The organism is Mesorhizobium amorphae CCNWGS0123 (genome assembly GCF_001686985.1).
Lineage (GTDB): Bacteria > Pseudomonadota > Alphaproteobacteria > Rhizobiales > Rhizobiaceae > Mesorhizobium > Mesorhizobium amorphae.
Map to the genome: position 1 here is coordinate 442,699 of NZ_CP015322.1, position 22,573 is coordinate 465,271.

The window sequence follows — 22,573 nt, forward strand, 5'->3', positions numbered from 1 at the left end:
TACCGGCACCTGAGCCCCGTGCGCCTACCCAGGACGGTAGTATCGTCGCTGGCCGTTCTTTAGTAACTCGCCAATTCCGATTAAGAATAGAAACATCGCAGTCGAACCTCATGTCCTCCGCGAAATACCCACTCTGGCAGGCACGTGCCATTCTCTAAAAAGCCTGAACAAACCCTATGTCACACAACTGCGTGCCAAGGCAAAGGACGACGCGGTCGCCTTTCAGCTAGGTCCGGCGTGGGCGGCCACGACGAGATGCTGGCGCTTCTATCCCGATTGCGTTGGCGACGCCGATGGCACCATTGGCCGCGATCTGTTGGTACGACGTTCGGCTGAATGTGCCCCTCATGATGCGAAAGTCACTGGAACGCGGAGTTGAAGAAGCTGCTCGCCGAACGGATGGAGGACTCTCAACACCGCGAGGCCCCATTTCTCGCTCGACTACCAGACTCTGGCGGCCTATGCGGAGGTATCACCCAATCGGCTCCCGACGCTGCACTGATCGAAGCCCCGTGTCTTCGCCGGTTGCTCAACCCGCGCCATACGGCCTAGCAGAAACGGTCGAGGCTTTAGACGTGATTATTAACGCAAGTGACGAATATTTCAGAATCTAAACGGATTCATTTTCGTCATGTTAAGCTTGCGCAAATGCTGGTTAAGCATAACTTTAACCTAAAATAACCTTTGTTTTCGCAGCGAGGTGGTAGAGAATTTTGCCGATACCGGCGGCGCGCGGAGCCGTGGTTTACAGCCGGGAAGACTGTGCGCTAGTGACAATATCCGATCCAGATGGGTGCGGAGAAGAGACTTGGACCCCCGCGGATCACTACGGGCTCTCAACGTCGAGGGCTGGCAACCAAAGCCAGTTTTCTTTGATCCCGTCTATTCATCTCCCGAAGGCAGCCGGGGAAGCGATGGGGGCCGAGTTCGACCGATTTCTCGAACAGGTTGATAGTGTTGCTCAATCCGAGCAGGTGTTCAACCTATTAGCTGCTTTTGCCTTGCATTTTGAGTGCCCATGGATTGCCTATGGCCCTCTTACACCCGACCAAAATTTCTTGAAGCCGGTCCGACGCGATCCGGGGGCCATGCTAAATTATCCCGATGAATGGCAGGAGCGCTGTTTCGAAATGGGTTATGACCGGATGGATCCCCTCATCAAGAAGAGTCGAAAGCGGGCAGGCGCCTTTCGATGGAGCGAGGTGTACAAAGATGCAAGCACGACTGAAGATGAACGGCGCGTTTTCGACGAGGCTGCGACGTTCGGCTTAAGGTCAGGCATTAGCGTTCCATTGCACGGCCCCGGCGGCAGGTTTGCGATCATGAGCTTTGCTCAAGCCTCGGACCGCGAATTCCAAAATAGAACAATCACCTACTTGCAATTTGCCGCGTTACATTTCCATCTGAGGGTGGCGAAGTTCGCGAGTTCGAATGGCAGCGGCGAAGCTCCTGACCTTTCTCCAAGAGAAAAGGAGTGTATTCTGTGGACGGCGAGAGGAAAATCGTCGTGGGAAATGGGAAAAATTTTAGGAATTTCCGACAACACCGTCAATTTTCACATAAAAAACGTGATGCGAAAACTGAACGCTGCTAGCAGAACGGTCGCTGCTATAAAAGCTGTAAATCTCGGAATAATCGAATTGTGAGAAGCGGCTTACCAGACTGAACTTTCATCCAGCGGCGATTAGAGTACCCGTGTTGGTTGCTCTGACCCCTGAAGAAGCAGGGAGCGGACGGGATTTGAAGCGGCTGAAGCAGCTTGAGGACGAGAACGGCAAGCTGAGGAAGGTCGCCGACCTGTCGCTGGACAAGGAGATGCTGCAGGACGTGATCCGCCGAAAACTGTGAGGCCTGGTCGCAACGCGAGCTGGTGGCGGAGACGTGCGGTGAGTGGGATGTGTCGATCCGGCGGGCGTGCCGCGTTCTTGAGTTCGACACTTCGGCCTACCCTACAAGTCCCGCCGCCGCGACCAGGCCGGCATCGAGGCTCGGATCAAGGACATCTGCGCGACGCGTGTGCGCTATGGCTCCGGCGCGTCCATGTGATTGCTGAAGCGCGAAGGGTGGGACATCAACATGAAGCGGACCTATCGCATTTACAGGATTTAGCGCAACAGCACGTCCGGCGACATCATCGCGTCCGTCCGCCAACTGGTGCTCATCGCCAATGATGATCTGATTGCCAGCATCCTCAACCGCAATGGACTGGTGACCGGCCGTGGCAATCGATGGACACGCGAACGGGTCACCGCGCACAGGTCGCATCATAAGATCCCTGTCTTCCGGCCGGCGCCAGACGGCAAAGAGCCATGGCTTAACCGGAACAAGGCGGTGCGCCTTCTCGGCGTTGCACCGAAGACCCTCAGGCTCGCCGCCGAGGCGGGCGAGATCGAAGGGGCTCATCCCCTTGCCAGATGGTCCGTGGATCTTCAGCCGATCAACGCTCGGCGAACCGGCGGCTCAGAGCATTGTTTGGCGTGCGCCGGCAAAACCCAAAATACCCCACGGGATCGCATCCAGATCAGCAAAACCTATTCACTTCAACGACATAGACAGATGGGTGTTATGAAACAGGATTTAAGTATCTGCGCCAATCCTCCAACTTTTCGGCGGCGTCGGCAAGGGTCAGGAACCAGTGGGCGTTCAGGCGTTACGCTCGACTTCAGCCGGCCGGGAAAGCCCACCGACAACGCCTACATCGAAGCCTTCAACGACCGCTTCCGGGCGGAGTGCCTCCAAATGAGGAACAAGACGAACAAGCGGCGCGTAAAGGCGAAGCTTCGGGAAGATCGCCAGGAGGCCATTGGCCTGAACGACGTTTGGGCGATAGACTTCGTCCACGATCAGCTTCGCCACCGGCAAGAAGATCCGTGTCCTGACGGTCGTCGACACGTTCTCCCGCTATGTGCCTGTGCTCGACCCGCGGTTTAGCTATCACGCCGAGGACGTGGTCAAAGCACTTAAGCAGGTCTGCCCTCGCATCGGATATCCGAAGACGCGAAGGACGCTTCGGCAGGCGCAGTTCAGTATGGACGCCACCAACCCAATGGATCAGGAGAACGATCTCTGACGCTTCGTCATCGATATCGGCGACCTCCCGGATGACGGTGCGAACGATGCGCTTCTTGAGCCTTGCATCCGTCGTCGGCGCCGCCCACACAGCCTTGAGATTGGCGGCGAGCGCGGTGACGTGTATTGGCGACAGAAGTGATGGCTCCGATGTCGAGGCAGCATGCGCGGCAATCCTGCTCTCGATCTCGCCGACACGCGTAAGCGCCCGGTTCCATCGCAACTCCAGTTCCGCCGCGACCAGCCGGTTCCGCGGATCGATGGCGTCGTATTGCCGGAACGCCCGATCGGCGCTGTAGCGTGCCGCCTCGAGATCGCGCATCAGAACATCGCGGACCTGATCGCGGCGACTGGCCGCTTGCGCTTCGGCCTCGACGGCCGCGGCTATCGCTCCCGGCTCGACAACCCGCAGAAGAGCTTCTTCGATGGCGTCGTCGACGCGTAGCCCGAAGCGATGCAACGCGGCTCGCCATTGTCAAGCAGACCACGCCAGCAGGAATAGCGCGGAATGTTGTGCTTGGTTCCCGTGTAGCGGACCGTCAGCTTGCGGCCGCAGCGCCGGCAGCGGACAAGGCCGGCGAGCAGAGCGTCGCCATGCTTGGGCGCCCCGTGATGCCGGCTCGTGGGCGCGTTGTCGCTCACCATCTTGCGGATCGCCCCCGCCCGTTCCCAGCTGACATAACCCCTCATGGAGATCCGGGATCAGCGCCAGCCATTCATCACGCGCCTTACGGCGGCTGCGCGAGCGAATGGGTGTTGCATCATATCCCGACGCAGCACGAGTCTTACCATAGGCGTAGGCGCCGCCGTAGATCGGGTATCATCCGGTGGATGGTCGCATAGCTTGGCCTGCGCCAAACCACATCGCCATTGTTGCGCTTGGCAGGCAAATCCAGCCCATGCTCGAGGAACCAGAGCAGGGCCTGGCGGGCACTGCCGAGTTCCGCCACCTTGTCGAAGACGAGAATGATGGCCGTCCTGGACACGGCGATCGGGATCCTTCTCAAGCTTGTCGCCGACCTTCACGAAGCCGACCGGGGCTGTGACAATGAGCTCGCCGCGCCGGGCCTTCTCGTAGCGTGCCGACAGGGAACGCTGACGCAGAAGATCGAGTTCGCACTCGTTGAGGCTGCCCTTCAATCCCAGCAGCAGCCGGTCATTACCCTGACGCGGCGCATAGACCGTCTCCTGATCGACCAGCACGGTATCGACGACGCGGCACATCTCGATGAGCTGCTGCCAGTCACGGCTGTTGCGGGCGAAGCGCGATACTTCCCGCGCCGCGACCGCACCGACCTTGCCGAGGCAAACTTCGGCTACCATTCGGTCGAATCCGGCACGTGTGACGCCGCCGAGCGACCGAGGTCTTCGTCGACCGTCTCGATGCGAGACCAGCCAAGCGCCGTCAGGCGATCGCGCATCGCATATTGCAGGGCGCTGCTCTCACGATTGTGGAGGACCTGATGGGCCGAGGATTGCCGAACATACAGGATCGCCTTGCGCTCCAGATGGTGCGGCCTGATCTTCTCAGACATCATGGCGGGCCTCCTGCCGTTCCCGAGCGAGGTCACCGTCGGCGTGGTCGAGGATCAGGCGGACCATCAGCTTCGTCAGGGTCCGGCGCGTCTCGGCGGGCAGTGTCTGCCATTGCGGCGTCTTGCTGCGTCTCGACAGCGTGCGGATTGGAGAACAGATCGAACTGGTACCTGGTGAGCTGGCGCGGCATGGACATCTCCCCGATTCGCGTCGTGAGCGCCCAATGCTGCGCTCGAATCTCGCATTTGCGATGGGGTGCCCGAAGCGGGTGCTACATCCTGCAGCAGGGTCGCCAAGGCGCGTAGCGCAGCAATATCGACATGGGAGCGGCGCCAACCTGCCAGGCGGCACTAGCCGCCCGATCAAACATCCAGGCTGGAATCTCCAGCCACCGATCGGATCCCCGACCAGAGAGGCTGCAACGGAAACCCTCTCTACCAGCCTTCTCGACCACCTCATGAATATGGGCCAGGCTCCCGGCCCAAGGATGCCACGGGTAGAAAAGCTCGTGCTCCGCGATCCCGTGGGCGTTCTGTCGTCGTGTTGTCTAACGAGGTGCGCCCGCATGGGGCGATCGGGCACAAGGCCCCGATCTCGTTGCTTAATCCCGATGGTGCCGCCAGCCCGCCATCGTGAGAAAGCCGGGAAACTCTACCTTCCGGCGGTCCAGAGAATGGTATCGGAGCAAAACGGCCAAGGCTCTAATCGCTGCTGGATGAATGTTCAGTGGCAGGTCAGGGGCGGACCATCCCACTAAATATGGGCGATGGACGTCTCAAACGCGAAGCGGCTGAAGGCCTTGGAGGCGGAGAGAACGCAACTTCAGGTCCACCAGAGAACAAGATCCGGGCGTGCGAATCCAAAGAAGCTGTTCAGCACCAGGCGAGGCCTTCCGTTGCCGGATTGACCGGTGACTCCGTGAACGAAACCGCCGTCGATCAGGGCGATATCTCCGGCCCTGAGCAGGAAATCGCGACAAGGAACGGCATCGAGATAAGCTGTCGAGTAGGGATATCCTGTGGTCTCCACACCTTGCGACTTTCGATCGGTGACCGTCGGCTTATGGCTCCAGAGCCGCAGGTTGCCACCTTCCTCGGCCATGCTGGGATAAAAGTTGAGTGCTGCGACGGTGTTGTGCGCCACGGCAGAAAGCTCGTAATCGTCCCCGGCACATAAGACTTGAGCGACATCGTCGTGGGGGTCCAAGGAAAACGTGCCGCTGCCAGACCAGCTGAGAGCGCGACAGACATTAGCCTGACCCTGCGCCGAGCGTGCAAGTCCCAATTCAATGCCCTGCTTGTGAAGCTCGCGCTTCAAGGCGTCGAATAGTGATCGGACCGGATCAACCAAATTGCCAAAAAGGGCATCGACGTACGGCCGCGCAGTTTCCGAGTCTGTGAAATAGCTGGCTGCATCCTTCCTGTAGTGGGATGCGCCGACATATTGTCCGGGGACGCCATCTTTACGCTCCCTGCGACCGGGACTGTCAACAAAGTTCGCAGTGATTTCTTCCGCTAGTTCGGTGCTGAAAGCTTGCTTGACGTGCAGAGCGGTGATCTCACCTTTCAGGACGGACACGATTTCGGCAGTGCTGATTGAGCCAGTTCGCTCTCTGATTGTAGGAGCGGAGATGGTAGGCGCTTGAGATGCTTGGTTAGTGCCCATTGGCTTGCTCCTGTAGTGCGTGATCTAGGATGGCGATGCCATGATCGAGTTCTTCGTCAGTGATGGTTATCGGCGGTAGCACTTTGATGACGTCTCGATCTGGCCCTGAAGATTCGATCAGCAGGCCGTTTTCGAACGCGACATCGTGCACACGGGTGACAACAGCCTGGGAACGGAACTTGAGGCCGGCCATCAGACCGCGGCCGCGCTTTTGTTCGATGCAAGTGGGAAATTTCGCAACCAGACGATCAAGGTGTTTTTGGACGTTGACGGCTGTCCGCTCGACGTCTGCAGTAAACTGCGCGTCGGACCACATTTTGCACATGGCCTCTGCCGTCACGAAAGCAAGATTATTGCCTCTGAAGGTCCCGCTATGTTCTCCGGGATTCCATACATCTATGTCGGGGCGAATCAGAACAATGGACAACGGGCTACCTGAACCGCTTAGGGATTTGGAAAGGCACACGATGTCGGGTTCGATTTTTGCGAACTCGAAGGAGAAGAAATTGCCCGTTCGTCCCGCTCCTGCCTGAATGTCGTCGACGATCAAAACAACGCCGTGCTTACGGCAAATGCGCTGAATTTCTGAGAGCCAAGCTGCAGAGGCGACGTTCATGCCGCCTTCAGCCTGGATGGTCTCCAGAATGATTGCGGCCGGTTTTTCTATTCCGCTGCCTGGGTCGCCCAAGACGCAGTCGATGTAACCCGCGGAATCGAAGGTTTGGTTCGGATAGCTATCGTAAGGGACGCGGATCACATCGTGACGGGCAACGCCGCCTAGCTCCTTGGTTGATGCCGAACCCGATACCGCCAGAGAGCCGAGCGACATGCCGTGGAAGGCATTTGTGAAAGCCATGACGCTCGAGCGACCGGTATATTTTCGGGCCAGTGCCAGCGCCGCTTCGTTAGCGTTTGTGCCGGTCGGGCCAGGAAACTGTATCTTGTAGGAAAGGCCTCTGGGTTTAAGGATCGAATCGACGAACACTTCAATGAAGTCACGCTTTGCTGCCGTATACATATCAAGAGACAAAATAATGTTATCACCGACGAGATATTCAATTGCCGGAGCCATAATGGTCGGGTTGTTGTGTCCGTAGTTGAGGGCGCCAGACCCAACAACGAAATCAATATGAGGTTTACCCGTCTCGTCCCAGATTGTCGCCCCAAGTGCCTTGGTAAAGACTGTAGGAAACGACCGCCCATAGCGACGAACATTGGACTCATGATTGGTGAAAGCGTCGGTATTCATTCTGGGGTTCCCTCGGCGCGTAGGCGTAGCGTTCGACGCGAAAGTGATAAAAATGCGTTTGGTACTTTCCAGCGTCGTCCCCCTGCTCTCCATGCGATCTCTCTGGGTCGACCTGCTGGGACAAATGGTTTCTAGAGTTCTCGGGCAAGCACCGATACTACAGCATCTGGTAGTTGACGCTCTCGCTCGCGCCCGCGAAGCGCCCTGCCGGTCAGCATAGTCCGAAGTGACCATCGGCTTCGACTATGGGCAGCGGCATCGAATCGACCTCGCCGTCCGACCGCGCCTCTCCAGGGCATTCGAAGAGACTTTCCCGCCTGGCATGACCGATTGCGCAGGAACCATCTGATTGATATGGCCGTGGTCGGCCAAGTCAGCGATATCGCACTGAAGCGGGACGTCGAGATCGAGACGAAAGCGAGCAGCCAACCAAGTACCTTCGTGCCTGGCCGCAACCTACTGTTTCTCGACTTCGCGGCCGACGTATTGCCGGAAGCGCGCGAAGCACGTCGTCACTTGCGTCTGCCGAGACGGATCATTCGGGTTACCCGGGACTGCCGGGATGCTTCATTTGGGCGATCCAACTTGCCCTGGCCCTTGGGCTGGAACCGTTTCGATATTCACACGCCGCTCATCGGAATTGACAAAGCGCAGACCCGGCCGCTGGCGGAGCGACTGCGAGGCAAGGCGCTGGTGAAGCTATCCGCGAGAGAACTCACAACGCTATCGCGGAGACCGCCGGCACAGGCATGTCTGAGGGTCGGTTGTGGGTCCGGCCCAGCGTGTAGTCTTCACGGAGCGGGGTGGGAGACATTCCGACACCACAAAGCGACGCCGGAGGTCGCCCATGAGGCGATGTGAGCGTGCGCGTCGGCACGCTTCCTTTTCTTGGGCTTGCCGTGTGTGCCAAGCAACTGACTCACCGAGAACGTAGGGACCGTCATTTCCTGTCGCCTCGATCGCAAGAATCCTCTCAGAAGGTGGCAACGCGCATTGTAGCAATGCTGCTCGTAGCAATGCAGCGAAACTTGGCGAGCGGCTGGGTTCGGGACAAGCGTGTTTCTGACCGTTGCCAGCTCTGCGACCTACCCTTGCTGCGAGTGACGCCAGTGAGTCGGGCGGCACGTTGACCGGTCTCTTGGTCGATGCCTCAATCCAGCCGCCATCAACACGCCGAAAGGGAAGACAAGCGGGTGCAGACCGTCTCGATCCATGACGGCGAGTTCGAGATCCGGTCGAAGGGTGCGCTGGAATCCGTTTCCACATGCGTCTGGATACATTGCTGAATCGCTCTTCACATTGATCCGGCTCAAGACGATGCGAAAAGTGTGCGCCAAGCGGAGGAGCCGGCACGAGCATACGGGCGTACCTCTATCGGGTTTCATGTTTGATCCGCCGCATACTGGCACCGAGGGCGTGAGGCAACCTGCCGCGATGCGGTCACAGAACACATTGAGGCCAAGCAAAATCAGGGAATAGACTCTACCGAGCGCGGTTCGCGTGAAAACAGGTGGAGACAATCGTGCGACCCTTTTGAAAAGCGCTGGCCACAAACACGCAGGGTGTGGAGACAATTCGCTCACATGGACCTGGTCATGGAGCGAGCGGGGGTCGACATCAGCAGTAGCGGCTCGCAAAGCCTGTGGCGCTGCTCTCGCGCAGGCACGAGACAAGTGCTTGTCTTGCACATTGGACCGCGAATGCCGGAACTGGTTCAAGACCCCCGAAGACTTGACCCGCCTACTCGAGTCCTGTCCGAACGCAAGCTTCTTCCGCGATTGCGCCCGGAAATCGCGCTGACGAGTTCCGGAATCCCGAGGTGACATTGAACTTTTGCGCGAACGCTGCCGGTCGCTGTGTATCGCCAGCTGCGGCCGCAGTCGAGCACAGATACGTCGTTACAAATTCAGCGCATTCAATAGGACCCCATGTTTCTCCTGACGATGCGCCAGCCTAAGGACGAGACCTTCCATTTTTGAGATCCGGTAGGTTTGAAGGCGGCACTCAGGGCAGCTAGCGCGGCCGCCGTTCGTCTTGCTGCGCACGTTTTGGCGACCATCGGCTCGGAATGGGGACCATGGATCGGCGCGCAAAAAAGGGGCCCCTTCATTGATCTGAGGCGGTGAGCGCTCGCCGGGCGGAGCTGGTCCGGGTTGCGCAGCCCGAGCGAGCGCGCGGCATCGGCATTGAGCATTCGACCGTCCACCGCCGGGGCCTTGATTTTCACCGCGGCTTTCTGAAGCGGGGCAATCGGCGCAGCGGGCTGTCGGCGGCAGGCAGGCCGCATACGGACGAGATCTCTCAAGATTTGGGCCCGATGGATGTATCCCTACTCGTGTATTTTGCCCAAGTGATGATCCTTATCGAAACACGTCCCATCGCGTGAGCCATTAGAATGCCTAGTCCCAGACACGCGCCAGAATAACGAAGGTGGAGAACGCACGTGGATCACCCATCTCAAATTCAATCGCGGGATGAAGCGATTTCATATCGCAACCAGGCCGCATGGCACGATAGAAAACAAATCATCGATCACTGATGAGGCGGCACAGCTTTACGGTCCCAGTGAATCTGTCTTCGGATCGGTCCACGTCCTAAGGCCGGCATCCACTCAGCATGCGGACGCCGTTAGATGGGCATACTCGCACATCCTACAAAGCAGAAAGCCATCCATTCCATTCATGCGATCGACGATTTCGCAAAAAACGGATCCTTCGAAGAGATCTTCGTATTCGTCGCGCAGAAGGTTGCCCAATACGTGGCGCCGTTCAAAATCCATGCAGCAGAGCGTGACGTCACCGTTTGGGAGAAGAACATTGCGATGATGCCGTTCCTCAACGCATGTCAGCGCTCCGGCGACTGGCTGCCGCGGTTCGACGATGTTAGGATCGACGCTTCCACCCCTGCTACTCAGAGGTCGCGCGCGAATGAGCGCTTCGGCGGGGATTAACTCGATGATATCGGGATGGACCTCGCCCAGGACTACGAACCGAATGGTGGCAATGTCTGCGTCGACCAGTTGACGAATCAAATCGAGATGCTTGTCTCCGACGAGGCGGCTATTCATGTGTGAGCCATCATCGAGAACATGGACCACGAATACCCTCGAGCGAAGCGCTTGCAAGCGTTGCAGATCTCGCCTCTTCATGCCTACAAGCGTCGTGAAAATCCGGATGCCATGGCCTCTGGCGTAAGCATGCTCCACCATTTCGGTGCAATCCGGATTGAGCCAAGGTTCGGAGTAGCCGGCAAAACTAATGTCGACGGAAGTCGGCACGCGGGCCAGACATCGCCTGAAATCTTCAAGACGAAGGTGCTTCAGAGGAGAGACTGCTCTTTGCCGGCGGGCGAACTTGTCCTGCGGACAATATGAACATCCGACGATGCAACCTGTGGTCGTTGTTATTTCCAAAACCCTGCCGCCGGGGATGGCAGAACCCAATTCCTTTAAAATCACAGGATGCGACTCCACTTTTCTGATGCTCTTTAATAGGTCACTCCAGAATTCTAACCGAAAACAGTTAAAAGATTAAATTATTTTATAATGTTTTTCTCATTCGAATGTATTATATTATAATTCTCACGGTATCCGCAAAAATATTATAATATTTGCATAATAAAAATGGCAGCGATTTTCTGATTTCCTTAGAGAATCTTGGTCGGCTTAAACCTTCCGAATGAACTCTATCAACTTCGCGTTGGGCGGCGATCGACCGCCTCCTCCCTCGGTTTTCCGGTTGGCCGTCGAACGACCTTTGGGCGCATCGACGGCACGGGACAGGACGGCGCGATGGCAATCTGTCGAGCGTCAGCCGTTGCGGAAGGTATAGCCGTAACCGTTAATCGCCGGCGCGCCGCCGAGATGCGCGTAGAGGATCCTCAATCCCTCTGGAAAGAAGCCTTTCTGAATGAGGTCGATCATCCCTTGCATCGATTTGCCCTCGTAGACAGGATCGGTAATCATGCCCTCGAGCTGCGCACACAGGCGGATGGCTTCCTTCGTCCCCTCGGACGGAATGCCATAACACGGGCCAGCGTACTCCTCGAGCAACACGACGTCATCCTCGACAAGTTCCGTTCCGAGATCGACGAGCGTCGCTGTATGTTGGGCAATGCTAAGCACCTGCGCCTTGGTTCTGGCGGGCGTGGCAGAAGCATCGATACCGATCACGTTGCGCTGTCGACCGTCCTTGGCAAATCCAACCAGCATGCCAGCATGCGTCGAGCCCGTGACCGTGCAAACGATGATGTAGTCGAAGGCAAACCCAAGCTGTTTCTCTTGGGCGCGCACCTCCTCCGCAAACCCCACATAGCCGAGGCCGCCCTTTTCGTGAACAGACGCCCCGGCTGGTATCGCATAGGGTGTGCCGCCCCTTGCCTTGACCTCATAGAGCGCTTTTTCCCAACTGCGGCGGATGCCGATGTCAAAGCCCTCGTCGACCAAGCGCACCTCTGCTCCCATGATGCGGCTCAAGAGAATGTTGCCGACCCGGTCGTAGACGGCATCCTCATGCGGAACCCAGCTCTCCTGTACCAGGAGGCATTTCATGCCGATCTTGGCGGCGACCGCGGCGACCATCCGCGTGTGGTTGGACTGCACGCCGCCGATGGAGACCAGCGTATCGGCATCTGACGCGATGGCGTCGGGGATGATGTATTCGAGCTTGCGCAGCTTGTTTCCGCCAAATGCGAGACCGGAGTTGCAGTCTTCGCGTTTTGCGTAGATTTCCACCTTTCCCCCGAGATGCTTGCCAATGCGGTCGAGTTTCTCGATAGGCGTTGGTCCAAAGGTGAGCGGATAGCGTTCGAATTTTTTCAGCATGTTCTCTCCGGCAACACGTGATTGAGCTGACATTAGCTTCCACTGCTCATTCTAAAAGGCATGTTTGATTTGAGGTTTAGCTTGCCATCCTCCGACGTTCCATAAGAGGCCCATCATTACTTCCAGCCCCATTTCGTCATCGAGACCAAGCGCCCGCATGGCGGCGTGCTGGGACAAGCTACTTTGCCTATGGCACCGAAAAGCTGCATTTCTTAAATAGAATGACCGGACTGCGGCCGCCATCGACCTATCAAACACAGTATTCCTTGCGAGATCCGCTCAATGTTCATGGTTGATTGAAAGTATCCTGAACACAGACCTTGTCATGACAAATCAAGGCAGAAGCAGCGATATGGCTAGCATTTGATTCTGGAGCAAATCTGCAGATTCACTCGTCGCCTCCTCATGGTCTGGCGGCTGGGTTCCAACGTCCTTGCAACTGCCGAAATGCTCAGCCCTTTGCCCAGCTTCGCGAGCGAAACCGGACCGCCAGATCAGAAAGAGCACGCTGCCGAAATAGCAGACCTGGAGGAGCAGCCAACAAGCCAGCGTCGTGACGACGACCGTGCGGATGGAATGCGAGGCGAAGTAAACGGCCACAGCATTGCCGCATAGGACCAGCCACAGAACGCGATAAAAGATTCTCAGGGGCAACGCCGTTCTCCTGGTTTGTGCGCGCCACATCATGCAGCGACCTTGTCGGCCGCGACATGCGTCTGGCAGTTCTTGGGGCAGACGCGGGCGCAGGCTCCGCAGCCGACGCAGCGGCCTGCATGGTCGACGACCATGATCATGCGATTGAGCTCGCCATCGAAGTCGTCGTCGTCCTCACCGTCGCAGGCGCCGAGGATTTCACCCGCGTCGTCGACGCCATAAAGGTGCATGACCTCGCGCGAGCAGACCTTGAAGCAGCGGCCGCAGCCGATGCAGGTCGTGCCATCGATAGCAGTGAGATACTGAGGCATCCATTTGGAGCCGTCGCGGGTGACGAAAGCGCTCGTCATCGCGAATTCTCCGACGCAGCGAGGTCTCTCTTGGCAGCGTCCCACTCAGCAAACACGGTGAACGTTTTCTCGGCAACCGCCTTGATCTCAGTCCAGTTGACCGGGAGGTCCTCGGCAAGGTCGTGCAATTCCATCTTCGCTGTGCCCGCACGCGACTGCAGCTTGCGAACTTTCTTCCGCAACGCCTCAAGGTCTGACATTGATCGTTCCTCGAAAATTGGTTTCATCACGCCCGCGCCACGTCGGGACAGGCTTCAGTGGCTGCGGTCGCATCGTCGACCAGTTTCGTACCGGCCTCGGCGAGTTGCCGGAACGTCTCGAAGCCGAACTGATGCAGGTCTGGGCAGAACGACCAACTGCCCGCCCCTGAAAAGCACGCGCCCGAAGGCCTGACTGGTTTCATCTCCACGACTGGCGATGTCACCGGGCGGAAACGCTCCGCGATCGCAAACCCGACAGCGGTGTAAAACATATCGAGCCTCCACAGCACGTCCGGATCAGAATAGCCCATGCCAGGGAACGCATGGCGCCTTTTTTCTGGTGACGATGAAGTCGGCCAGCAGCGTGGCGTCCGATCTGCCCATAAGCAGTAGGATTCCTGAGAACGAATCAGCCGCACGAGGCATTTGACGAACGGGGCGGCAATGGCCGCCTCGTCCTCGTTGGCAGCGGGGCTAACCGCGGCATCAGACATTTCATATCTCCTCAATTTCCGTCCTCTTCCGCGAAGAACTCTTTCTTTTTTCGAAGACGGCTGCCTCGGGCACACTTGCGCAGCCGACGCCCGGCTCGGGGCGGCCAATTCCACGGACTTGATGCCCCGGTGCCCGAGCTTGGTCGTGTCTTCGACTGCAAGGCCTTCCACGCGGTTTCGCGTCGAACATCCCATCCGCCGCCACGTGGCCACAGGTCAGCGCAAGATTCGAACCTTGACCCCGCTGCAAACAATCCATCCGGTGCTGCCTGGGGCCTCCTTGCGGCCAAGCCAGGGAAATGGACGAATTTGCCAGGGAACATTCCAACCATCCCCGTTTCTAAGTACTCGTCTCGCGCGGTAGCGCTTTGGCACCTCCAGGAAGTTTGTTTTGCGGAGCCGCACAGAGAGCGCCGTAACAAACCTTGCCACCCCTGTAGTTGGCCAGGGCCTTCAGGAGATCCGGGAGAAGCTGCTCTTTCAGGTCGTCCGGGATAGGCTCCGGACCGTCCAGCGACGTCAGTGCCAGTTCGACCAACTCGATCGCGCGATCGTTGTTGCCGTTCTCGTGATAGTACCGGGCGACCGCCGGATAGGACCGGAACTTGGGGCTGTCGCCTTGCGGCGGATTCAGTGCCAGGATGTGTTCGGACAGCTCTTTGCCCATTGCGAAGCGCTCGGCAGGGGGAAGGCGCGAATGGTCATTGGCCGGATGGAAAAGTTGGTCTAGCGCCGAAACCATCCAATCCTCGGAGTTTTTGTCGATCGCGTCGCGAACCAATTGGCGTATGACGGGCAAGCCGGTCCACATGTCTTGGATTTTGTGCAGCAACAGATGCGCATGAGCCAGGCGGAAATTGATGTCGTCAGGCATCAAGGCGATGCCCTCTTCGATTGCCCAGAGCGCCGTCTTCCAATCTTCCAACTTCACCGCCGCCCAGAATCTGTCATCGATCGGCTTTTTCAACGCTTGCTCGCGCGCCATAGGTTCGCTTGTCGCGAGCCGCTCCGTATCGGCGGCTTTAGCTTTATCGCTGGTGCGCCAGCTGCCGTTCAGCACTTCCGGCAAAACCTCATCGAGTTGGCTCGGATGACCGATAAAGGCGATGTGGCTGTCTCGGTCGACCACGAATGAGGTCGGAATCCCGACGGAAAAGCTGGGTTCCCTCCAAAGCTTGTTCATTTCGCCTGTGAAGTCGAACCCGATCCGATAGTTCAGATTCGAGCACTTTTCGGTCAACCACGCTTCCAACTTGGTTCGGGCCTCCACTTCCGTTGGAGCGTCTTCATCCGCCGCTATCCCGACGATCTCAAGTCCGCTGTCCTTGTATATTTCCTGGAATAGCATCAGTTGGAGCATCTCCGTCGAACATGGTCCGCACCAAGTTGCCCAAAATTCGACGACATACACTTTGCCGGACTGGAAGTTCGCAAGGGGCTCACCACGCAGCCAGTTCTCCACTTTGATCGAAGGAGCCGGTGACTCCATCCGCAATACCATCTTGCTCTCCAAAGCTGTTGCCGCAGGTTTCGCCACCGGATGCCCGAGCTTGTTTCCCTCTTAGAGAGGGGCACAAGGGTTCAAAGAAAGGAGAGCTATCGTCTCGCGCATATGCATGCAGTCAGCCTTCACTCAGTGTTGCCACATCACAATCAGCAACGGTCAATCAGCAAAGGCCGTGCCAGCGCGCACAGCACGAGTTAAGCACATGATTTCGCATTGAAAAACCTTTACAGCGTCCAAGATGGCCGGTTGTAGCGAACCTGACATTTTGTCTGTCGCTGTCAGGTTTTGGACAAGCACCCCGCGTCGCGGTCAGAAAAGTGTGGCTGCGGACGACGCAACATATATTTGGGCTAAGGGACAAGCCGAAGGCCATCATGACTGTCTTGGCAACTATCGGGCTCGTCATCATCGTCTACTAACGCCACCTCGCTTGAGCTTCTTGCCGTTCCGGTCCGGAGGCGCTAGCGACCTCGCCATTTGCAAGGGGCCGCTTCATTCCGTGCCCCTCCTGCGCCCCTCCCCCGCTTGCGATTGAATTCCTGGCTGGTGGCATAGGAGTTCTTTACGACGAAGCCGGTTCAGCTGCGGCTCGTGAATACCGAATCGTCAGATCTGACGACGATGATCGGGGCGAAAAGGTCAGGATGAGCGCCGGCATGTGCCTGCCGGTGAACTCTGCGGGAATCCTGCTTTGTGTTTATCTTCTGTGTTCCCGGTGCTCAGGTGCAACGGGGACTCATGGTGGGAATGTAAGCGTTGGCGAAATTGACAACCCAAAGACCGCTCGGTCGCCAAGGCGGGGTCGGGCCGACCGACCGAAAACGAAGATGCCGCCGTCCGCACTAACCCGGGCTACCATCCCAGGCGATGACATGGGATTGATGCCATCGTTCGCGCCGACGCTGGCAAGCGCCCGACCGTCCCGAGCCTAAGGCGAGGGCCGTGGCCACTGCACGGTCGTTGCGGTGTTCAGCTCCCGGCCAGTGATGAGGGAAATCGTGATAACGCCAATACGATGCGGCTACGGTCCGAACGCGGCCTGCCGCGCTGAAACGACTCTCTTTCTCGACCTGACGCCGACCCGCGAAGCGGTGGTTTTGAGCGCATTGAGGACGCCTGGACCTCTGTCCGGCCGTTGGTCTGCGCGTTACGAATTGTCTCGGGCGGGCAGAAACCCCGAGGCGCTCGAGGCGTCCGGGATGTTCTTCGCGACGGCGCGTGCAAATTGGCTCGAGGAGCTTCACGAAACCTGCGCATTTGCTGCAACCCTTCTCGGATTTGGCATCAGGAGAGGTGATGCAGGGGAGTAGAGCTGTGAACGGCACCGGTGCACCTTCGGAACCCGTCAGCGGGCCAAAAACAGCGGCAATGGCGGCTTGCGAACGATCCATCTCGTCACGCCGCCGAAGAGCCGCTCGCGCAGCCGGCGGCTGCCATAAGCGCCCATGACGATCATGTCGGCAGACGTGTCGATTGCGTACTGCGCGAGCACTGTGGCCACCGGTTTGCCGGCACTCGCTAGCCGGTCAACCGACACCCGAGCACCGTGCCGAGTGAGATAGGCAGCGATGTCGGCTCCCGGCTCGGCGCCGCTTTCGGTGCAGGTCGGCTCAGGATCGACGACGGCGACACGAACTTCCTCAGCACCGGACAGCAGCTCCAGCGCTTCCCGAACCGCACGGGACGCCTCGGCTCGCGAATCCCATCCGACCAGCACGCGCCGTGGCGACAGAGTAGCCTCAGCACCGTTCGGCACGACAAGCACCGGCCTTCCCGTGTCAAACAAGCTGCCGTCGATAACTAAAGGTCCGAGACTAATGTCGTTGAGAAGTGCGGGGCCAACGATTGTCAGGTCGGCACAGAGCGCGCGCTGTCGCACCGCCTCACCGACGCTGGCCCGATCGCAGTTGGCAATATCGACATCATAACACCGCCACGTGGCTCTCAGCAGTTTATGAATTTCCCTGGATGTTTTTTCCAGACTGGCCATGTCCTGGGAAAATGTCTCGATTTGCCTGTAGCGTTTTTCCAGTCTGGCAATGGCCTTTGCGTGTTGTTCAGGCCATTCGGGGATGCCATCGCATGGCGGCGGAGGCGACATAACGAGCCGAGGAGGCGACATAATCAGGACGGACAGATATGCGCCGACCTCGGCGCACAAGCCGGCAGCTGTTCTGACATCCCGATCGGAGTGGTCAGCTCCCATTACACTGAGTAGGCTTTTGAAGGCCATCTGACTGCCTCTCCCTGAGTTTGTCGTGCCCGCAGGCGCGTTTCGAAGCCGCAAGACTTACCCTGGCCAGGACGCAGACGGGGAGTGGCACCCACCCCTGCCCTGTTTAGTCGTCCGGCTTCTCGAGCGAGTAGCCGGCCGACCTGACGGTGCGAATGATGCTGCCTGGCGAAGCCGCCTTCAGCGCCTTTCTGATCCGGCTTATATGGACGTCGACGGTGCGCGCACCGATATGGATATTGTCCGGCCAGGCCGCGTCGATCAGCTCGTCTCGGCTGAAGACCTTGCCTGGAGTCTCAAGAAACTGCCGCAGCAGGTTGAACTCGAGAGGTCCCAGATGGATGTCGTGGCCATTGCCGCGAACCCGGTAGGCATCGAGCTTCATCTCGAGGCCGCCGCAGCGGAGCCAACTGCCGTTTTCAATTCCGTTTGAACCTGGCTTCGGCAGCGCCAGCTTCGTCCGCAGACAGTCAAGCAGCGTGGCCGGCGCGATCGGCCGCACAAAGCTCTCGTCAATGCCTGCCTTCAACAGATCAAGGTGCTGGTTCTCGGCACCTGGCGCGATCAGGGCAATAACGGGCAGATCGCCGGTCCGTGGCTCGCCCTTGAGCCGGGCACAAATTGTGGAGCCTGTCGCGCTTGCCGGTCCGCAGTCCAGCACGACTGCCTGGAACTCCCGTTCATCGACAAATGCGAGAGCGTCGTCCACGCCGCCTGCCGGCTCACTTGTGAAGCCGTCCACCCCCAGGATGTGGCTGAGGAACAGATACAACTCCGCATCTTGCGAACAGATCAGGACCAGTGGCTTCATCAGCCCTACCCCAAGAACCAAATCGGCCTCGACCGCCTCGGTTGAGTGGGCTGGCCATTGCCTGTCCTCAAGGCTTGACATGATCCCCTTGCTCGAAAATCCGTTCCATCACGCCCGTGCCACCTCGGGATAGGTTTCAAGGGCTGCGGTCGCATCGCCGGCCAGTTTCGTACCGGCCGCGGCGAGTTTCCATAACGTCTCGAAGCCGAACCGGTGGACGTCGCGCAGGGTCTTCGACAGAACGACCAACCGCCCGGACGTCAAAACGACGCGCCCGAAGCCCTCATGGCTCATCTCCATCATCGGCGATGCCATCAAGCCGGAGCGCTCCTCGATGGTTAGCCCGACGGCGGCGTAAAACATGTTGAGCCGCCACAGCACGTCCGGATCGGGATCGCCGATGATCGGGATCGCACGGAGCTGTTGCTTGGTGACGATGAAGTCGCCCAGCAGCTCGGCATCCGGTTTGCCTTCCCATGACCCGTAGGAATCCTGAGCACGGATCAGCCGCACGAGGCATTTGACGAACGGGGTGGCAAGGGCCGCCTCGTCCTCGGCGACAGCAAGGCTAACCGCGGCATCCATTTCGCGTTCTCCTCATTTCAGTCCTCTCAGTCCTCGTCCTCGAACGACGGTTTCTTTTCGGCGACACCGGCCTCTGCCAGCACCTTGCGCAACCAAGGGGGAGGACACGTCCTCAGCATCATCTGCGTGCGCAACAGCACCTCCTGGATGGTCTGGGGCTGCGGCACTTTGATCGGATGGATTTTTGCCGAAACAACCCTGGCTGCCGAGGGTCCGCCGATAGCCAGACAAAACAGGAGATGACAGCCCCTCAGCGCCTCGACTTTCGGGGTGATGCGATCATCGCCGTCAGTCCGATGCTCCCCGCTCTCATCGGAAACATCATCGAAGGCCACGGCTTCCACGAGACTCCACTCCTCGCGCGTGACGTCGTAGACAGCAAAGCGCCTGGCCGACCCGAAATGGGCGTTGAGGCTCTTCATGTCTTGCGTGGCGATCGCCACGCGCAAGGCGCCGACTTGCCGTTCCGGCACCGGTGCGTGGACCTCGTCAGTGACGAGTGAGAGGCGACGAACGGAGCTCATCTGGCATGTCTCGCATACGGAGTGGATCAAGCGCCTCAGGCGTCGGCGCGTGCCGGTTGGCCTGGAAGATGTTGGCAACCTCGAAGATCAGGTCCCGAGTCCCCTGATAGAGGATTGTGAGCTTGTGCTGGCTGCCGAGCCGGTCGAAGATCGGGAAGCCGACGTGCATGAGCGGGATGCCAAGGCGCTGCGCCGCCTGGCGGCCGTGGGAATGAGTAACGAGAAGATCAGCGTCGGCGCCAAGCGCTTCCAAATCGCCGAGATCGCCGACTTGAACCGACTCCGCCGGTATTTTCTGCAGAATTTTCGACATGTCGGTCGTGACGACCGCCGCCGCGATGTCGGAGCCCATGTCGGTGAAGAAGGTCGCGAGTTGGTAGAGTTGGTCTGGTTCAGCAGCGATCGCAATTTTCTTGCCTCCGAAATGGAAATGTCCGTCGAGCAACGCATCCTGCAATTGCGCCCGGCGCCGGCGCACCCCCGCCGGCACGGTCGCGCCTGAAATCGCAGATATCAGCGAGACGAACCGGTCGGCGCCCCGCAATCCCGTCAGCGACTGGAATAGCACGTAGGGCACGCCGGTCACCCTCTGCAGCACCTCCGCCGGGCGCCGCATATGCTCCCCGATGACGATGCATTGTGCGGCCGTGCCAAGCTCGCGGATATCCTCGACGCTGGTACCGCCATAGGTGGTCGTGATCCAGCGGTCGGGCACCGTGCCGTCGAGCGAGCCGGAGATGTCGGGCAGGATCACCGGCTTGAGCCCAAAGCTTTCAACCATCTCGCGCAAATGCTCGATGTCAGCCACAGTGAGGTGCCAGCCGGGCAGGATTGCGATCTTCTTTGATTGCCGCGCCTGCTGGCCTGGCCGTGTAATCCCTTCGATCATCGCGGTGACGGCTTTGGCCCAGCCCTCTTCGATCGCGCCGTCGAAATCCGGCGTGTTGGCCAGCACCACCTCCGTACCCGCGATGTCTTCCGCGCGCTTCAGCTTGATGGTGGCGATTTCTTCAGCACAATCTTCGCCACGGGTTTCTACGAGCGCCGTCGTGCAGACCCCGATCAGCGTTGGCTTTGTGCGGGCCTTGAGGTTGAGGATCGCTTCTTCCAGACGGTCCGCCCCGCCGAGGATGGTCGCCACCTCGTCCATCGCCGTTGTCTGCAAGGGGATGGCTTCCTTGAAATGCCGCACGAAAAGCACGAGCGCGAGGCTGGTGCAGCCCTGGCTGCCGTGGAACAACGGCATCGCACCATCGACCCCAAGAAAGGCCAAGGCGGCGCCGAGCGGCTGTGACGACTTCAGCGGATTGACCGCCGCCGCTTTGGTCTGGGGAAGGATGCGGACCATCGGCTTTCCTCAACACGCGCCGAAGTCGACGGCCGTCGCGCCGGCGAATTTCTTGAAAGCCTGGACAGTCGCGGTCTCGCTCTTTGTGCTCGGCAGTTCGTCCTTTACCGCAGGCGGGCGATCCCACGGTGCGGGCTCACGCACCTGGCGCCAGATCGGGTTATGAATGGCGAGGTCGATCTGGCGCACGAGTTCCACCATGCCGTCATAGCCGGCATAAGGGTGTTGGCGCTCCTGGTTGATGTCGAGCCAGGGTGTCTTGGCTTTCAGCGCGATGAATTGCGTGCGCCCGCCCGACAGCATGATATCGGCCTTGTGTTCTGACAGCATGGCGTAAAGCTCGCGCGCTGCCATCTGCTCGAACATGTGGTTGTCGTCCTTGAGTATCTGTTTGATACGCTCCTTGTCTTTGGCCGTGGATTTCTTGACCGAGGTGCCGACGATCTCGATGCCGATTTCCATCAGCGCATGGACGATTGACCAGGACTTCACACCGCCGGTGTTGAGCAGCACGCGCTTGCCTTGGAGCCTCGGCCGGTAGGCTGCGAGCTTCTTCCACGCAATCCCCTCCTCCAGTGCGATCAGCGTCTCTGTGCGGTCAAGGATCTCTGGATCGGCTCCCTTCTTCACGAGCAGGTGAGAGATCTGCCGGAGCGCTTCGGAGGTGTCGGTTATGCCGTAGAAGGAGCCCTCGAAGAATGGGATCTCCCAGCGCTCCTCCATCTTGCGGGCGAGATTGATGAGCGCGCTCGAGCACACCATCATCGCCGCCCGCGCGCGGTGCGCCGTGGCAACGTCGCGGTAACGCGCGTCGCCCGGAATGCAGGCGCGCACCCGGATGCCAAGCCGGTCAAGGAGCGGCTTCACCAGCCAGAACTCGCCCGCGAGATTGAATTCGCCAAGGATATTGATGTCGTAAGGGCCGGCGTCGTCGGGCTCCACCGTGCCGATGACATGATCGAGCAACGCCTCGCCGGCAAGCTTGTTGCCAAGATTCTTGGAGCCGACGAAGCCTGGTGCATCGACCGGGACAACGGCCAAGCCGAATTTTTCCGCTGCGCGCTTGCAGACGGCCTCAATGTCCTCGCCGATCAGCGCCGTCACGCAGGTCGAATAGACGAAGATCGCTGGCGGCCCATACGCTTCCTTGATCTCGCGGATCGCTTTGAAAAGCTTCCGCTCGCCCTGCCCCATCACCACGTCGAGTTCGGTAAGGTCCGTCGTGAAGCTTGTGCGCCACAGCGTTGGCCCGGACGAAGCCGCACCGCGGTTGTCCCAGGAATTGCCCTCGCAGGCGAGCGGCGCATGGACCAGGTGCGCGACGTCGGTGATCGGTTGCAGCACAATCTTGGCGCCGTCAAAGGCGCAGCCGCCAGCCGCCGCCCCGGGGGTTAGTGGCTTCGAACAGCCCTCTTTGCGCGCCTTGGCATCCTTGCCGCGGTTCTTCTCACAGGCGGGCTCGTTGAAGACTTCCTGGATTTTGGTACTGAGCGAGGACATTGCGTCGGTCTCCAAAGTCCATTGGG

The 22,573-nt window shown here is 59.0% G+C and carries 18 protein-coding genes and 5 pseudogenes; 5 read left to right on the forward strand and 18 right to left on the reverse strand.

Features of this window, described 5'->3' with window-relative positions; genetic code table 11:
- Positions 1–914 precede the first annotated feature (914 nt).
- From A6B35_RS31975 to A6B35_RS36920, 3 genes and pseudogenes are all read left to right on the forward strand, one after another.
- A complete protein-coding gene (locus A6B35_RS31975) occupies positions 915–1,646 on the forward strand; it encodes a helix-turn-helix transcriptional regulator (protein WP_006206129.1) in 732 nt (243 codons plus the stop codon).
- Positions 1,647–1,737: 91 nt separating this feature from the next.
- A pseudogene (locus tag A6B35_RS36915) lies at positions 1,738–2,103 on the forward strand (IS3 family transposase); the annotation flags it as partial.
- A 6-nt stretch (positions 2,104–2,109) separates the two neighbouring features.
- Positions 2,110–2,552: pseudogene (locus A6B35_RS36920) on the forward strand (recombinase family protein); the annotation flags it as partial.
- A gap of 23 nt (positions 2,553–2,575) precedes the next feature.
- Here A6B35_RS36920 and A6B35_RS37755 read toward each other — a convergent pair.
- Positions 2,576–2,647, reverse strand: a pseudogene (locus tag A6B35_RS37755) (integrase core domain-containing protein); the annotation flags it as partial.
- Between A6B35_RS37755 and A6B35_RS36925 the strand changes: the two are divergent.
- Positions 2,647–3,070 (forward strand): annotated as a pseudogene (locus A6B35_RS36925) (DDE-type integrase/transposase/recombinase); the annotation flags it as partial. The pseudogenes A6B35_RS37755 and A6B35_RS36925 overlap by 1 nt on opposite strands.
- Here the strand turns inward: A6B35_RS36925 and A6B35_RS35085 are convergent.
- The 3 genes and pseudogenes from A6B35_RS35085 to ectB all read right to left on the reverse strand — a co-directional run.
- A pseudogene (locus A6B35_RS35085) lies at positions 3,005–4,607 on the reverse strand (recombinase family protein); the annotation flags it as partial. The pseudogenes A6B35_RS36925 and A6B35_RS35085 overlap by 66 nt on opposite strands.
- 820 nt (positions 4,608–5,427) lie before the next feature.
- Complete coding sequence (locus tag A6B35_RS32000; RefSeq protein WP_006199538.1) at positions 5,428–6,270, reverse strand: 2OG-Fe(II)-dependent halogenase WelO5 family protein; 843 nt, start codon at positions 6,268–6,270, stop codon at positions 5,428–5,430.
- Positions 6,260–7,519 carry a diaminobutyrate--2-oxoglutarate transaminase gene (ectB, locus tag A6B35_RS32005; protein ID WP_040581772.1) on the reverse strand — a complete coding sequence of 420 codons (1,260 nt, stop codon included), beginning with the start codon at positions 7,517–7,519 and terminating at the stop codon, positions 6,260–6,262. Before ectB ends, A6B35_RS32000 begins: the two co-directional genes overlap by 11 nt.
- A 354-nt stretch (positions 7,520–7,873) precedes the next feature.
- Here ectB and A6B35_RS37655 point away from each other — a divergent pair, with 354 nt between their 5' ends.
- Complete coding sequence (locus A6B35_RS37655) at positions 7,874–8,380, forward strand: 7-cyano-7-deazaguanine synthase (protein ID WP_006199540.1); 507 nt, start codon at positions 7,874–7,876, stop codon at positions 8,378–8,380.
- Between the two features lie 1,054 nt (positions 8,381–9,434).
- Here the strand turns inward: A6B35_RS37655 and A6B35_RS35995 are convergent.
- The 14 genes from A6B35_RS35995 to nifE form a co-directional block, all read right to left on the reverse strand.
- Entirely contained in the window at positions 9,435–9,746 is a 312-nt protein-coding gene (locus A6B35_RS35995; RefSeq protein ID WP_139032161.1) for a hypothetical protein, read from the reverse strand.
- 384 nt (positions 9,747–10,130) lie between these two features.
- A complete protein-coding gene (locus tag A6B35_RS35095) occupies positions 10,131–10,991 on the reverse strand; it encodes a radical SAM/SPASM domain-containing protein (RefSeq protein WP_244425819.1) in 861 nt (286 codons plus the stop codon).
- Between the two features lie 336 nt (positions 10,992–11,327).
- The gene (locus A6B35_RS32030) at positions 11,328–12,341 is read right to left on the reverse strand and encodes a 1-aminocyclopropane-1-carboxylate deaminase (RefSeq protein ID WP_006199545.1); all 1,014 of its coding nucleotides are present in this window, start codon (positions 12,339–12,341) and stop codon (positions 11,328–11,330) included.
- 333 nt (positions 12,342–12,674) lie between these two features.
- Positions 12,675–12,995 carry an exopolysaccharide production repressor protein gene (locus tag A6B35_RS32035; RefSeq protein ID WP_006199546.1) on the reverse strand — a complete coding sequence of 107 codons (321 nt, stop codon included), beginning with the start codon at positions 12,993–12,995 and terminating at the stop codon, positions 12,675–12,677.
- Between the two features lie 29 nt (positions 12,996–13,024).
- Positions 13,025–13,345, reverse strand: coding sequence for a ferredoxin III, nif-specific (gene fdxB, locus A6B35_RS32040; protein ID WP_006199547.1), 321 nt, complete (start codon positions 13,343–13,345; stop codon positions 13,025–13,027).
- Positions 13,342–13,545, reverse strand: coding sequence for a CCE_0567 family metalloprotein (locus A6B35_RS32045; RefSeq protein ID WP_040581781.1), 204 nt, complete (start codon positions 13,543–13,545; stop codon positions 13,342–13,344). The genes fdxB and A6B35_RS32045 overlap by 4 nt, the downstream gene beginning before the upstream one ends.
- A gap of 26 nt (positions 13,546–13,571) precedes the next feature.
- Positions 13,572–14,039 carry a DUF269 domain-containing protein gene (locus A6B35_RS32050; RefSeq protein WP_157999191.1) on the reverse strand — a complete coding sequence of 156 codons (468 nt, stop codon included), beginning with the start codon at positions 14,037–14,039 and terminating at the stop codon, positions 13,572–13,574.
- Positions 14,040–14,379: 340 nt separating this feature from the next.
- The gene (locus A6B35_RS32055) at positions 14,380–15,540 is read right to left on the reverse strand and encodes a TlpA disulfide reductase family protein (protein WP_006199550.1); all 1,161 of its coding nucleotides are present in this window, start codon (positions 15,538–15,540) and stop codon (positions 14,380–14,382) included.
- Between the two features lie 1,351 nt (positions 15,541–16,891).
- A complete protein-coding gene (locus A6B35_RS32060) occupies positions 16,892–17,779 on the reverse strand; it encodes a universal stress protein (RefSeq protein WP_006199551.1) in 888 nt (295 codons plus the stop codon).
- 106 nt (positions 17,780–17,885) lie between these two features.
- On the reverse strand, positions 17,886–18,671 hold the full coding sequence (locus A6B35_RS32065) for a response regulator transcription factor (protein WP_006199552.1): 786 nt from the start codon (positions 18,669–18,671) through the stop codon (positions 17,886–17,888).
- A gap of 27 nt (positions 18,672–18,698) precedes the next feature.
- A complete protein-coding gene (locus tag A6B35_RS32070) occupies positions 18,699–19,175 on the reverse strand; it encodes a NifX-associated nitrogen fixation protein (RefSeq protein WP_006199553.1) in 477 nt (158 codons plus the stop codon).
- 26 nt (positions 19,176–19,201) lie between these two features.
- Positions 19,202–19,699, reverse strand: coding sequence for a nitrogen fixation protein NifX (nifX, locus tag A6B35_RS32075; protein ID WP_006199554.1), 498 nt, complete (start codon positions 19,697–19,699; stop codon positions 19,202–19,204).
- On the reverse strand, positions 19,665–21,047 hold the full coding sequence (nifN, locus tag A6B35_RS32080; protein ID WP_006199555.1) for a nitrogenase iron-molybdenum cofactor biosynthesis protein NifN: 1,383 nt from the start codon (positions 21,045–21,047) through the stop codon (positions 19,665–19,667). The genes nifX and nifN overlap by 35 nt, the downstream gene beginning before the upstream one ends.
- Positions 21,048–21,056: 9 nt before the next feature.
- Positions 21,057–22,547: a nitrogenase iron-molybdenum cofactor biosynthesis protein NifE gene (gene nifE, locus A6B35_RS32085; RefSeq protein ID WP_006199556.1), complete on the reverse strand. Its 1,491-nt coding sequence runs from the start codon at positions 22,545–22,547 to the stop codon at positions 21,057–21,059.
- Between the last annotated feature and the right edge of the window lie 26 nt (positions 22,548–22,573).